The 13472-nt window shown below is 60.3% G+C and carries 15 protein-coding genes; 10 read left to right on the top strand and 5 right to left on the bottom strand.

What is annotated here, in order from left to right:
• Nucleotides 1–6 precede the first annotated feature (6 nt).
• From SO156_RS28600 to SO156_RS28580, 5 genes are all read left to right on the top strand, one after another.
• Nucleotides 7–1107, top strand: a complete 1101-nt coding sequence (locus SO156_RS28600) for an LLM class flavin-dependent oxidoreductase (RefSeq protein ID WP_498537080.1) — start codon at nt 7–9, stop codon at nt 1105–1107.
• Nucleotides 1104–2042 carry an ABC transporter substrate-binding protein gene (locus SO156_RS28595; protein WP_498537079.1) on the top strand — a complete coding sequence of 313 codons (939 nt, stop codon included), beginning with the start codon at nt 1104–1106 and terminating at the stop codon, nt 2040–2042. Before SO156_RS28600 ends, SO156_RS28595 begins: the two co-directional genes overlap by 4 nt.
• A 328-nt stretch (nt 2043–2370) precedes the next feature.
• Complete coding sequence (locus SO156_RS28590) at nt 2371–3216, top strand: CmcJ/NvfI family oxidoreductase (RefSeq protein ID WP_498537078.1); 846 nt, start codon at nt 2371–2373, stop codon at nt 3214–3216.
• Nucleotides 3217–3320: 104 nt separating this feature from the next.
• Nucleotides 3321–3620 carry a septal ring lytic transglycosylase RlpA family protein gene (locus SO156_RS28585; protein ID WP_498537077.1) on the top strand — a complete coding sequence of 100 codons (300 nt, stop codon included), beginning with the start codon at nt 3321–3323 and terminating at the stop codon, nt 3618–3620.
• Nucleotides 3621–3680: 60 nt separating this feature from the next.
• The gene (locus SO156_RS28580; protein ID WP_498537076.1) at nt 3681–4850 is read left to right on the top strand and encodes a Gfo/Idh/MocA family protein; all 1170 of its coding nucleotides are present in this window, start codon (nt 3681–3683) and stop codon (nt 4848–4850) included.
• Between the two features lie 503 nt (nt 4851–5353).
• Here SO156_RS28580 and SO156_RS28575 read toward each other — a convergent pair.
• The gene (locus SO156_RS28575; RefSeq protein ID WP_498537075.1) at nt 5354–5932 is read right to left on the bottom strand and encodes an ATP-dependent DNA ligase; all 579 of its coding nucleotides are present in this window, start codon (nt 5930–5932) and stop codon (nt 5354–5356) included.
• Nucleotides 5933–5970: 38 nt separating this feature from the next.
• Nucleotides 5971–6255, bottom strand: a complete 285-nt coding sequence (locus tag SO156_RS28570; RefSeq protein ID WP_498537074.1) for a hypothetical protein — start codon at nt 6253–6255, stop codon at nt 5971–5973.
• Between the two features lie 347 nt (nt 6256–6602).
• Between SO156_RS28570 and SO156_RS28565 the strand changes: the two genes are divergently transcribed.
• Both SO156_RS28565 and SO156_RS28560 read left to right on the top strand, forming a co-directional pair.
• A complete protein-coding gene (locus tag SO156_RS28565) occupies nt 6603–6866 on the top strand; it encodes a hypothetical protein (RefSeq protein WP_498537073.1) in 264 nt (87 codons plus the stop codon).
• Nucleotides 6867–7355: 489 nt separating this feature from the next.
• Nucleotides 7356–8171: a hypothetical protein gene (locus tag SO156_RS28560; RefSeq protein WP_498537072.1), complete on the top strand. Its 816-nt coding sequence runs from the start codon at nt 7356–7358 to the stop codon at nt 8169–8171.
• Between the two features lie 1135 nt (nt 8172–9306).
• On the opposite strand, the gene SO156_RS28555 is transcribed toward SO156_RS28560, so the two are convergent.
• Genes SO156_RS28555 through SO156_RS28545 form a run of 3 tightly spaced genes read right to left on the bottom strand, consistent with a single transcriptional unit; the run spans nt 9307 to nt 10643 of the window.
• On the bottom strand, nt 9307–9966 hold the full coding sequence (locus SO156_RS28555; protein WP_498537071.1) for a hypothetical protein: 660 nt from the start codon (nt 9964–9966) through the stop codon (nt 9307–9309).
• Nucleotides 9963–10178, bottom strand: coding sequence for a hypothetical protein (locus SO156_RS28550; protein ID WP_458144246.1), 216 nt, complete (start codon nt 10176–10178; stop codon nt 9963–9965). Before SO156_RS28550 ends, SO156_RS28555 begins: the two co-directional genes overlap by 4 nt.
• A 9-nt stretch (nt 10179–10187) precedes the next feature.
• On the bottom strand, nt 10188–10643 hold the full coding sequence (locus tag SO156_RS28545; RefSeq protein WP_458144247.1) for a helix-turn-helix domain-containing protein: 456 nt from the start codon (nt 10641–10643) through the stop codon (nt 10188–10190).
• A 691-nt stretch (nt 10644–11334) separates the two neighbouring features.
• Here SO156_RS28545 and SO156_RS28540 point away from each other — a divergent pair.
• The 3 genes from SO156_RS28540 (at nt 11335) to SO156_RS28530 (ending at nt 13401) form a co-directional block, all read left to right on the top strand.
• Nucleotides 11335–11649, top strand: a complete 315-nt coding sequence (locus tag SO156_RS28540; protein ID WP_458144248.1) for a hypothetical protein — start codon at nt 11335–11337, stop codon at nt 11647–11649.
• A 475-nt stretch (nt 11650–12124) separates the two neighbouring features.
• The gene (locus SO156_RS28535; RefSeq protein WP_498537070.1) at nt 12125–12877 is read left to right on the top strand and encodes a hypothetical protein; all 753 of its coding nucleotides are present in this window, start codon (nt 12125–12127) and stop codon (nt 12875–12877) included.
• Between the two features lie 164 nt (nt 12878–13041).
• Entirely contained in the window at nt 13042–13401 is a 360-nt protein-coding gene (locus SO156_RS28530; protein ID WP_498537069.1) for a helix-turn-helix domain-containing protein, read from the top strand.
• The last annotated feature ends 71 nt before the right edge of the window (nt 13402–13472 follow it).

The following is a 13472-nucleotide window of genomic DNA, read 5'->3' as shown; positions in this document are numbered from 1 at the left end:
AGATCAATGTCGATCGAGTTCATCGGCTTCATCAGCAACAATAATTCGTCGGAGACGATCGTCCGTGAGGGGCCGGTCCTGAACCCCACCCATGTCGAGGCGGTGGCGAAGGCGCATGAAAATGCCGGTTTCGATCGGGCACTGCTCGCGTTCCATTCGACGAGCCCCGACGCCCTTCAGGTGGCTCAGCACGTGCTGAATGTCACCGACCGCCTCAACGTGCTGATCGCGCAGCGTCCCGGCTTCACCGCACCGACGCTGCTGGCGCGGCAGGTTGCCGTGCTCGATCAGTTCTCGCGCGGCCGCGTCGCGCTGCACGTCATCACCGGCGGCAATGCCACGGAGCTGCGGCAGGACGGCAATACGCTCGACGACAAGGACGAGCGTTACGCCCGCACGTCCGAATTCCTCGACATCGTCAGGCTGGAATGGACCAGCGACAAGCCATTCACCTACAAGGGCAAGTACTATCAGGTCGAGAACGGCTTTGCGCAGGTGAAGCCTTTCCGTCCCGAGGGCATTCGCATCTATTTCGGCGGCGCCTCGGATGCTGCGATCGACGTCGCCGGCAAGCATGCCGACACCTTCGCGCTGTGGGGCGAATCCTATGCCCAGGTGCGTGACGTCACCTCGCGCGTCCACAACGCGGCGGTAAGGCACAGCCGGCCGACGCCGCGCTTCAGCCTCTCGGTCCGGCCGATCATCGCGCCGACCGAAAAGCAGGCTTGGGAGAAGGCGGAAGCGATTTTGGCGCGTGCGAGCGCGCTTCAGGACAAGACCGGTTATCGCAAGCCGGCCGACGGCCACGCTACCGCCGGCGCCCGCCGTCTGCTCGCGCTCGCCGACCAGGGTAGCCGCATCGACAAGCGCCTGTGGACCGAGATCGCAAAGCTGACCGGCGCCAACAGCAACACGACCGCGCTCGTCGGCACGCCCGAGCAGGTCGCCGAAGCCTTCGGCGACTACTATGACCTCGGCATTTCGCACTTCCTGATCCGCGGCTTCGATCCGCTGATCGATGCCATCGAATACGGCCGCGAGCTGATCCCGCTGACGCGCGTACTGATCGCCAAGCGCCAGGTCGCCCGCGGCGAGGCGGCGGAATGATCAGGCTGATGCTCGCCGGCGCGCTGCTGTTCGGTTCGATCGACCTCGCAGCAGCACAAACAACCTTGCGCGTCGGTGATCAGAAGGGCAATGCGCGGGCCGTGATGGCAGCGGCAGGCCAGCTCAACGATGTACCGTACAGGATCGAGTGGAAGGAATTTCCGGCAGCGGCGCCGCTGCTCGAAGCGCTGAGCGCGGGCGCGATCGAGACCGGGCTCGTGGGCGATGCCCCTTTTACGTTCGCCGCCGCCTCCGGTGCGCCAGTGAAGGCGATCGCGGCCATCCGGCAGACGCGCGAGGGGCTTGCCATCCTCGTGCCGGAGAACTCGTCCATCAAGAGCTTTGACGGTCTGCGCGGCAAGAAGATCGCAACGGGGCGTGGTTCGATCGGCCATCAGCTCATTCTGGCGGCGCTGGAAAAGAACGGCTGGGTTGCGGCCGACGTGCAGATCGTGTTCCTCGCGCCGTCCGATGCCAAGATCGCCTATAGCCAGGGCTCGGTCGATGCCTGGGCGACCTGGGAGCCCTATGTCAGCCAGGAGGAGGTGCTGTTCAAGTCGCGTCGCATCATCACCTCGGAAGGCCTGACGCCGGGCCTCAGCTTTCAGGTGGCGCGGCTAGAAGCGATCCGCGACAAGCGCGCCGAGCTGACCGACTTCATCCGGCGCCTCACCGCCGCGCGCGCCTGGTCGATCAACAATCTGGACAGCTATGCCGAGACCTGGGGCAAGCTGATGAACATCCCGACCGCAGTGCCGCTCAACTGGCTCTCGCGCGCAAAGATCCGCATCACGCCGATCGACGACAGCGTGGTCACGGACGAGCAGGGCACCATCGATCTCTATTTTCGCTGGGGCCTGATCAAGCAGAAGCGCGAAGCGGCGGAGATCGTCGACCGCAGCTTCTCGGACGCGATCGAGAAAGCGGGATTGTAACGACGCTCTCGTGTCCCGGACGCAGTGCAGCGTGCAATGCTGCACCGCCGAGCCGGGACCCATGCCACACATCGGCTCCCTGCAACATTAGCCCCGGCTCAGCAGCGCACCACTGCGTGATGCGCTGCGTCCGGGGCACGAGATCTCACAAAAATGCTCAAGCATTCGTGAGATGAGAACGAGGCTTCCCTCTCGGTTGCTATTGTCGAAATATTCCTTCTGCGTTCTCCATTCCCGACAACAGCCTCATTGCTATTTGCATCGCCACCCTTGCCGCACGCTACCTCCCGTCAAAAATCAGGCAGACGACCACATCGGGAGACTGGCCATGGGCCTGCAACAAACAAAAATCGAATCGCTTCCCTTCGTCACAGCCGAGCTCAACTATCTCGCACCCACATCCGGCAAACCCCGCACCTACGCGTTTGATCCGCCGCCGGGCGAGCCGAAAAGCACCTCATTGCCCGAGCCGCACCAGGTCCCGATCTTCGACGGGCGTCTGATTGCGGAAAACTTCTCGCTCGATCGCGAAGGTTTCGCGCTGGTGCGGCATCCGACGCGCGTGAAGGATTTTTACAACGACGAAGAGGTGAGGACGATCTACTATCCCGCCGTTGAAGCCTTCCTGCGTGCGACGCTGAAGGCCGATCGCGTGGTCATCTTCGATCACACCGTGCGCAAGCGTGTTGATGGCGCCGCCGACATCCGCGGCGCAGGTCCGCGCCAGCCCGCAACGCGCGTTCATGTCGACCAGACCGTCACCTCGGGCGCCAACCGCGTGCGCGAGCACTTGCCGGATGAAGCCGAGGAGCTTCTCAAGGGCCGGGTGCAGGTTATCAATCTCTGGCGTCCGATCCGCGGTCCCTTGCGTGATTCTCCGCTCGCAATGGCCGACGGCGCGACGATTGCCCCCGACGACCTCGTGGCCTCCGATCTGATCTATCCCAACCGCCGCGGCGAGACCTATTCGGTGAAATATAATCCGAACCATCGCTGGTTCTATTTTCCGGAGATGACGCCAGACGAAGCGCTGCTTCTGAAGTGCTATGATTCCGCAACTGACGGCCGCACCCGCTTCGGGCCACATACTGCGTTCGTCGATCCGACCACGCCGACCGATGCGCCGCCACGCGAAAGCATCGAGCTGCGAACTCTGGTTTTTCACAAATCGTAACAATGTGTGATGGCACTGCCGGCCGTGAACCGGCAGTGCTTCTGGAACTTCAAGGAACAGATCGACGTTTGCAGCGCCGGGCAGGGCGAACCCGGAGGGGTGCCGTGCGAGCGCTGACCACTTTATTGTTCTGTCTTGCGACCTCTTCTCTAGCGCATGCCGAAAACGGACTAGCCTCATATTACGGATACGGAAAAGCCGCCAGGAACGGCGAATTGACGTGCGCCCACCGGACGCGGCCGTTCGGCAGCGTGCTCACGGTGTCCTACGGTGGGCGCTCGATTCAATGCCGCGTCAACGATCGCGGGCCGTTCATCCGTGGCCGCATCGTTGATCTATCCGTCCCTGCCGCTCGCGCGCTTGGCATGATGAGCGCGGGTGTGGTGCGGGTCTCCGTGCAATAGGCATGCGTCTGCCCGCAAGCTCGCTATAATGCCGCCCAAACACATGCGGAGGGGGGCGCAATGGCGAAGGTCAGGGTAGGGCTCGTGGGCTGCGGTTTCGTGTCGGAACTGCATATGTATGCGTTTCGGCGTGTCTATGGCGTGGATGTCGAGGTTGCGGCGGTTGCCGCGCGCGGCGACCATGTCGTGGAGTTCGCCCGCCGTCATCAAATCCCGCGCAGCTATCGAAGCTTTTCCGACCTGATCGCCGACGCTGATATTGACGTCGTCGACATCTGCACGCCCCCCAATCTGCATGCGACGATGATCGTTGCGGCCATGCAGGCGGGCAGGCACGTGATCTGCGAAAAGCCCTTTGCCGGCTATTTCGGCCGCGAGGGCGACAAGCTGCCAATCGGGAAGCACGTGCCGAAGGCATTGATGTACGAGCGCCTGCTGGAGGAGATGGAGGCCACGCGCGACGCGATACAGCGGACTGGGAAGCTCTTCATGTATGCCGAGGACTGGGTCTATGCGCCGGCGGTGACCAAGACCGCGGAGATCATCAGGGCGACGAAGGACAAGATCCTGTTCATGAAGGGCGAGGAGAGCCACTCCGGCTCGCATGCCGCGCACGCCGCGCAATGGGCGATGACCGGTGGCGGTTCGCTGATCCGCATGGGCTGCCACCCGCTGTCGGCGGTGCTTTACCTGAAGCAGGTCGAGGCGAAAGCGCGTGGTGAGACGATCAGCGTCGCGAGCGTCACCTGCGACGTCGGCAACGTCACCGCCGGTCTCAAGCCGGAGGAGCGCGCCTACATCAAGGCCAACCCGGTCGATGTCGAGGATTGGGGCACGCTCACCATCACCTTCTCCGACGGTACCAAGGCGACGGTGTTTTCCGGGGACATGATCATGGGCGGCGTTCGCAATCTGATCGAGACCTACACCAGCGGCGGCTCATTGTTCGCCAACATCACGCCGAATACGCATCTGGTGAGCTATCAGACCAGCGAGGAGAAGCTCGCCTCGGTCTACATCACCGAAAAGGTCGACCGCAAAACCGGCTGGCAATATGTCTGCCTCGAAGAGGAATGGACGCGCGGCTATTTGCAGGAGATCCAGGATTTTATGGAGTGTGTGGCGACCGGCCGGCAGCCGCTGTCGGATCTCGCGCTGGCGTTCGAGACAATCAAGGTGAACTACGCCGGCTATTGGGCCGCGGAGGAGGGACGGCGGGTGGTGTTGTGAGGCATCGTAGTGCTTGATTGATTCGGCCACGCGCACGCTGCCATCCCGTCTCCCCTTGCGGGACGCGCCACGAGGGGGAAAAGGTCAATGAACTCAATAACAGACGCCGTCAGTGTCGGCCCAGTGTCGGGAAACGCTTTTTTCAAGCGTTTTCCAGTATTTTTCCGGTACGTCGCCCGTGCGCCGTTTGTCCCGGCTGGCAAGGACTCATCGCCGTAATCTGCCATAAGCGAGCCTAGCTAGGGCTCCGATTACAATGATGGCCCATAGGCCAGCGCCACCGGCCATGCCCCAAAGCAAACCATCACCGTTGCCGTACCCTGTAAGTGCGCAGATCCCAATAAAAGCCGCGCCCGTTTGCGCGCAAAGGCGCGTATCGTCCCTAGTCCATTTCGGTCTGAAACCCGGCTCCATGCCGGGAGTGTAGCAAAACTGAAGTTTGCTACCTAATGCCTGAAATTAGCGGGTCACGGTCGCGCGCCCTATGCGTGTCCTGGACGCGGCTATAGCCGGGATGCGCCGGGTTCTTGGTCTTCACCCAATGTGCGACACCGACCTCCGCGATAAGTGCGCTCACGATGCTTCGACACCAGGCCCTCCAGGCCCATCTTGCAGGCGGCCCGGAATAGATCGGGGCCGATCTCGCCCTGCTCGAAAGGCGCGGCGTGGATGCCCTCGGGGCGGCGCGCCAGGAGTTGGGCCAGGTTCTGCTTCCGAAGGAACAACGGCAGCTTGCGATAATCGTCGCCGCCGCCCGCGAGCATGTCGAAGGCGTAGAGCTGGGCCTCGTCATTGTGCTTGCCGGACCGCAGGGCATCGAAGTCGGATATCCCGTCGACGCCCAGGACAACCGCCTCGCCGTCGAGGACGAACCTCTCCTGGCGCAGCTTGAGCGCGGTCTCAACAATCCAGGGAAAGCGCTTCGTCCAATCCAGGCCGGTCTTGCTCAGGACGCGCACGACCTTGGCCTCCCGGATCACCAGCATCCGGTAGCCATCGTGTTTGATTTCATGGAGCCAGTCAGGGCCAGAAGGAACCTTGGCCGCCTTGACCGGCAGGGCGAGCTCGAACGTGCTGCGCATGGCCTGCAGATAGGCATATGCACCTGAAAATGGGAGTCTTAATGCTGCTGGTACGGACGCAAGTCCACCACCGGACCGGAGGCGACCAGCTTCTCAAAATCGGACATGGTCATATTGAAAAAGTCGACACTTCGGACGCCTGAGTCGACCTGGCCGGTCCCAGAAACCATCAGGTACCCTACCGCCCCTCCGCCCAAATAGGAGATTGTGAGTACCGCTTCGCGAACCGAAAACAACGACGTCTTCGCTGGACTGAAACGAGCGGTCCACGCGGACGTCATCACGGTCTCGCCCTTTACATTGAAAATCAGAGTCGCGGCCATGGACGGCCCCGATCATCCAAGCCAAACAGCTATCACGGCGAGTAGGACCAGATTGAGTGCGACATAGGCTAGAATTTGCTTGAGGGTCTCAGGCGGGCCCCATGGGCGTGGATCGTGTTCACTACCAGGAATTAGCATGACTACACCTCTAACTCCCATTTGGATGTGCGCAGGATATTCCTTTTAGCCCGAAATGCGAAATCTAGCTGCTCGGAAGATGGTTGACGACGACCCGCGCGAGGGCTTGGATTGCCCCCTGCAGCCCTTCGCGAAGGCCCTCGTTATGCGTATCTCCTCGTCGATTGTTCCTGGGTCCGATCAGGACATTTACCTGGTGCTGGACGACTATGGGGAGCGCCTCGGCCGCCTGGCCCGAAGCGAGCGAAGAGGACACCGACCGCGATACGCTGCTGCGCCACCTCATGGAGGGGCAGTACCACGACCCGATCCGGGTGGTCAGCTTCAACACCAGCGAGGGCTGGTCGCGAGACGCTTCCGAGGACATCGCCTACGAACTTAGGCAACGCTGCTTCGGTGCTATCCCACTTCATCTAGAACGCTTTGTCGCCCGTCACGTCGGCGAGGATCAGGCTCAACTCACGCTTCTTTAGCGCGTCGAATAGCGGGGATAGACTAGAACATCGCTCCTGGGTAAAGAACGACAGTCTAGTTAAGTAGTTGAAATTATTACGACGCCGAGAGGTGTCAGTCAGCAGTCAGTCATTTCTCGGTGCTTGCCGTTTGCGCCGCTCACAAATTCTGTCGGTGGCTCTTAGACTTAGAGCCAAAGCAAGTCGCTGCACTGCACAACATCGCTCTTCTGCGTAGAGCGACAATCTGCGGTCCACGCCACTAAGTACATGAAAAATCGAGATATTAGGATATTTCGAAGGGCGTCGATTGTTTTCCTCCGTGGATCGAGCACAACAGTGCAGGTTCAATCGTAAGGAGAGAATCACTGTGCAACACCGACAACGAATGGAAATCCAGTTTTTTGGATCGACGATAAGGGCCGAGGGCGTGCTCGGCATCGTCGGGACAATAACAATCGTACTGATTATTCTCGGTACCTATTTCTTAGACGGGCAGATCATCCATCAATGACCCTCACGCTTGCAAGTCTGGTTGACGCGTACCGCACCGATCCAGACTCGTCCTTCCACAACCTTAAGCATGACGTCCGCGTCAGACATCAGCGGCTGCTCGCGAGAATCGTTCGCGAGAAAGGCGCCGAACGGCTCCGCGATATTCGCGCGCGTACCTTGGTAGGTTGGCATCGCGATTGGGCGGCAGGCGGCAAGGTCGCGATGGCGACTGCACTGATTGGCCGCCTGCGCGTCTTATTTCGGTTTGGTGCGACCATATTGGAAGACAAAGAATGCACGCGGCTCTTCGAACTTCTTGACCTTGCTCGGTTTCAGTCCAGTTCACCCGCGCGAATGGTAAGGATGACGAAGGAGCAAGCTACGGCGCTTAGAAACAAGGCGAGAGAAATTGGCTACTTCTCGATGGCATTTGCACAAGCTTTGCAATTTGAGCTTCGGCTCACGCAGAAAGAGGTACTTGGAGAATGGGTACCGAAACACGATCCTGCAGCGTCGGACGTCTTACATCCGCGATACGGCAAATGGATTGGCGGTCTTCGCTGGGAGCAGATTGACGACGAACTGGTGTTGCGTACCAACAGTAAACGAGATGGAATTGTCGAGCATGATCTCAAGGCCCATCCGATGGTCATGGAAGAACTAGAGCATGCCATCGCGTTCCTGGGCCAAAAACCAGGCAAAGGTCCTGTCGTTGTTTCTGAGCGGAGCGCTTATCCTTGGCTGGAGCACAAATTTCGCAAGGTTTGGCGCCGAGTTGCTGACATCGCTGCACTCCCAGCCCACGTAAAGAACAGCGATCGGCCTGGCTGACGATGCGCTATCAAGTCCTCGTCCATCGTATGAAAGCGCTTCTCAAGGATCGTCGCATCGTAGCAACACGGTTTCCACACCTCGCAGTCACCCGGTAAATCTGCGATACACAAGAAGCGCCCTTCGGACCCGAAATCCCTCATCAAGGGCATACTAGGCGAACGCCAGCACCTTCACCGCTATCAAAAATACTCCGACAATCGGCCAAGGATAGTCTGGCTTCTCGTGGATGGAGAAAATTGCCCACACGAGAGTCCCGCCGAAACGGCGGGAAACCTCAAAAGTGCGAGAAGAAATAGTGGGCGGCTGCGGTTGCGCAGCGCGCGCCTATGGTTTTGCGGTTTGCCCTCCTGACGACCGCATCCAACATGGCCAGCGGCCACCGCGCGAGTTGGGATATCCTCGCGCCGAACCTCACAATCGCTCTCATCGCGGCGCTCTGTCACCCCTCGGTATTCGCCCGGCGCCCGAGGCCAACTAACCCGGTTAATGGCTAATTCAATCCCGCCGACCCGCCCTCTAGTATGGCTTTTGCCGCTTCCAGAAAAACGAGTACGAGTGAAGCCCGTCGTCGTTCACGTGGGTCACAGAAACCAATTCCCAGCCCTTCTCACCCGCCTCGTTGAGTGCCGTGAGCAGCGCTTGATGAATCCCGCTGCGCAAAGTTAGCAGCTGAACCCAATATTCCCACTTCATCTCGCCCCCAGAAATCCGGTCGCACGCTCGATCTTGCAAGTCGATAATTGGCCGCACTGTGCCGGTGCAGGTCACCAGGATCGGCTGACCAGCCGCGCGGGCGCACTGCAGCACCCGACCAGTATCATCGCTGCAACGTGAGCATGACGAAAGCGCAGACTCGCGCGAGGGTCAAGAAACGGGGCGAAGGTTCGCCAAGACATACCCAGCCTGGTCCAGCTCCGTTTTTTTACCTCCGTTCCACGCATAATACGGTGACGTGACTGGCAGAGCCGCGCTCTCTTACCGCTCGGCGTTAAATTCGGAACCGCGACCCGAGGCGACGGTTGGGTTACTACCAAGAGAATGTCTCATGAGAGCGATGTTTACAGTCCTTGCGACTTCGTTGTTGTTGATCGGTGCAGCGCACGCCCAGAACGGCGAGCCCAGCGGTCGCGGCTCAGTCAGGGGCGATCCCGCCGCAAGCTCCGCCACACCTAGCAGCGCGCCGACGACGGGCGCCGCAACGAAGGCTAATCCGAGCGGCAGCGGCACGTCGACCTCGGGCGGCCGCGACTACAATGGCGATCAAGGCAGGGACAAAATGCCCGAAAGCAATCATACGGTCCGGCCGCAGAGCGAGCAGCCCGTTCCGCAGAAGTAGAGGCTCTGGCCGCTGCCCGCGATGACGCGCCTCTAGGTCATCCAAGGTACTCTGGGGCGCGCACTCGTTGCCGCTCACTTTGCCCCTGGCTGAAGATAAGCGCGCGCCTTCGCGAAATGCGGCTTCCTTCGAAATCCGGCCGTTAACCGCGCGCCGCCCTGGATTCTCATCGAAATAGAAGAACTCGACCGAGCCGTGCGGCCGTACGACCTCGAAGCTCTCGTCGTGCTGCACGATGCCAGGCTTGATCTGCGGCGCGGTGACATCCTCACGCTGCATCTGGTGGACGACGGTGATCTGCCAGCCCTGCTTGGTGCAGTAGTCTCTCACGCGGTCCCGCGACCATCGCCGCATGTAGCGGACGATGGGTGCCGTCTCGACCACCACGTCATCGAACAGGACGATGCCTGCCGTGAAATTGGGGGCGCGGATTTGGGCGAGGATTTCGGTGATCATCCACCCTTTATAGCGGCCTGCCTGGAGGCGGTCACTGCGGCGTTGACCTCTTCTTCCGAAAACTTCTCGGCCTCGCTGCCTAGCCGTCGCTCTTCCTTCGCCAACTCATCGGTGACGGAGCAATAGTCTTCGAACGTGCTCGTCGGCTTGATGTATTTGGCGATCAGCGCCCGCAGCTCTTGCCTGAACCGCTCATTGCCGAGTTTTCCCATGGGCGGCTCCTATTGCGTCTTGGGCTTTTGCACTGGCCGCTTCCGACCCGATGCAGCGGGCCGCGCTGGACCGGGCTTCATCGCCGCAAGCTGGGCGGCGGACTTGAAGATCGCTTCTTGAATTTCCGGAATGTAGTTGTCGGTGTCAGACCGTACAAACACATAATCTGGATTGCCGATGTAGCCATCGCCGGATTTGCGGACCGCGCCGTTGTGCTCGCTGATCTCGACGAGTGCGCGGCGCACGCTTGTTCGCGACATGCCGAGCCGCCTGGCTATCTCGCTGATCGAGATCGGCGGAAGGCCAGCGCCGTCGTTGACCCGGACCGTCATCATCACAAATATTATGTCGGCCACCGCAACGGCGTGCGCTCCGCGTCCCCATTCACGGTGCAGGATCGCAATGATGGTGAGGACCATCTCACAGACAATCGCGGCCTGGCTTTGCCAGCGCTTGGTCGGCACAATAGTTCGCTCCTCTGTTTCCCGGCCGCGCCTTTAGCAAACGACCCATCGCGCGCAACTTACGATGCGGTAACGATTGCACGGATGCAATCCATACAATCGAGGCTTAAAACGTCGCGGCACTTATGAGTTTTTTATGCGCTGTCCTCCTTTCGAGCGGCCAAATTGTCCAGCTTGACTGCGCTCGCGCGTGAATGAAAAAAAGCCCGCCCTTCGGAATGACGAAGGGCGGGCAGTAACGGCAAGGTGGACCCGAGATCGCCGCGTGCGGCAAGTCGGGCATGTGCAAGTCTTCCTCGCCGGTCATCATGTCCTAAAGGTTGTCGTTCGGGTTGGCCATAGTCAACTCGGACGGCAGCTGAATAATCACTCAACTCGCATTTCAACTTTAGCAGTGCTGGAAACATCTGCGGCAAAAACGATTTCGCCACAATCGTCAGACTAATCATTCGGCACATCGGAACACGATGCAAAGCAGCGGCAAAAGCCGCGCGGTTAAAATGTGCAAGATGGGATACGGGCACCGATGAGACGCTGCGGTGACTGCTCGTTGTGCTGCAAGCTTTTGCCTGCGCCGCCTTTACAAAAGGCTGCAGGCGAACGTTGCCGCTTTCAGAAATTCCACAAGGGATGCTCCGTCTATCATACGGCGCAAATGCCGCCCGAGTGCGGCCTCTGGAATTGCCGCTGGTTGGTGAATGACGACTGCGAGCTGCAGAACATTCAGGTCGTCCAAATATGGTGCGATCCCAATTACCCTGATGCCCATCGCGATCCGGCCCTGCGCCGTTGGCTGTTCCGTCGCGCCGAGGAAGGCATCGCCGCCCTGGTCCGCTTCAATGCAGAAGAGGCCCTGACCATCTTCGCGCCGCCCTTCGACGAGAACGGCGAGTGGCACGAGAGCAGCGGTGCATCAACGGGGCGCACCCATTCATTGCTCGAAACCATCAAGGCGCTCAGTGGCCATGCTTGCAATATGGGAGCGGGCAATGACGGGGGCGCATAACCGCGCTGATCTGATCGGCAAACGATTTGGACGGCTTACCGTCTTGGAGAACATTGGAAGCGTCCGTCGCTACGGTAAGCGATGGGAGGCAAATTGGCTCTGCAAGTGCGACTGCGGGAGGTTATCCATTCGATTTACCCGCGATCTGCGCACGGGCGATGTTCGCTCATGCAATTGCCTCGCGCGTGAGAACCTGAAATCCAGACGTATCGACCTTACGGGTGCCCAGTTTGGCCGCCTGACAGTCGTGTGTTTTGTTGGCGGATGCAGCCGCGCCTCATGGGCGTGCCGGTGCTCGTGCCGCCCAGACAAATGGATCATTGTTGACGGCAACAACCTGCGGCGGGGTCTCACCCACTCGTGCGGATGCTTGCGGCAAGGTGGCAGACCATCGCGGAAAGTAGAAATCGCAAGGGCGCTCGGTGGTCGGGCGTCGGCGACAATCGAGCCGGACGATAAGGGATAGGTTTAGGGAATGGCGTACAGCAATGAACTGACCGAGATCGCGCTCAACGAACTGAAGCTGCATGGCGTCAAGGGGCAGACCCGAGACACCAATGGCGGGCACATCGAGATCGCCTGGCAGGTGGTGCCGGAAAAGGAGGTCCGCCGCGTCTTCGTCGCCAAGACCACCAGCGACTGGCGGGCGCGCATGAATACCCGCGCCGAGGTGCGCAAGCTTCTGCGCGCCGATAACGTGACGCTGAAGTCCCAGAACGAGAAGCAGCTGAGACCGAAGCCGCAGCCGCTGACGAAGGCACTCGAGTTGCCGCAACCCGACGCCATCGTGCCGATACCGGACCAGATGAAGGCGCTTCGCGGCGAAGTCGCTGATCTGACCGAGCTGGTGCTGCGACTCACCAAGATTGCGACCGGCGTGCGCGAGGTTCTCACGACTCACGTTCCGAAGCCGCAACCGGCCGCACCGGTGATGAAGCCCTCGTCGCGCAGCATCAAGCTGGTCGAGTACCTGTCGCTTGACAGGTGGATCGCGATCTCAGCCCTGGTGCGCGATACGGGCCTGACCCCGACGCAGATCAAATTGAAGCTGCATTACCTCAAGACGCACGACCAGATCGAGATTTACCGTGGCGAGGTCCGGCTGAAGCCCGCGCCGGTCAAGCCGACCGCGAAGAAGGCGACGAAGAAGGTCACGAAGACGAAGCCGCCTGTGCGCAGGAAGCGCGCTCAGCAGCTAGGCGCGCTCCAGGCAGAACAGGCCGCATGAGCGATTGCCTCTAGGCAAAGGAGAACTCACCAAACCAATAAAAACGAACTGGGAAGGATCACGAGAAGCAGCGCAAAGCCCGTAAGGCCGCGCGCAGCTAAACCTGGGCATGGGAATGAAGGAGCGCAAACATGCGCCGTAGACAAAAGGCATCGCCTCGTGCGGTGAACGATCAGGATCGCGAAGTCGGCAGGCGTATCCGGTCGCGGAGGCTTGAGCTGCACATCAGCCAGGCCGAGCTGGGCGAACAGCTGGGCATCAGCTTCCAGCAAATCCAGAAGTACGAGAAGGGCACCAACCGTGTCGCAGCGGCGCGGCTGGCCCAGATCGCTGCTTTCCTGAAGACCACGATGGCGGCGCTCATCGGCGGTGACCTGCCCTGGGACAAGCAGCAGAACAGTGTGGTTAGTGAGTTTGTTGCGAGCAAGGACGGCATCGACCTGATCGAGGCGTTTTCGAAGGTGGTCAGTCCGCAGGTGCGACGCAGCATCATCTCTCTGACGCGCTCGCTGGGCGACGCGTAATCAATGGAAAGGCCCGACCATGGGTTTCGCAATCGTTATCGGCAGCTGCGTCAGCTGCGGTCGGGCCTTTT

The organism is Bradyrhizobium sp. UFLA05-125 (assembly GCF_059803515.1).
Note: the sequence above shows the minus strand (reverse complement) of the source record. Positions and strands in the feature narration are given on the sequence as shown.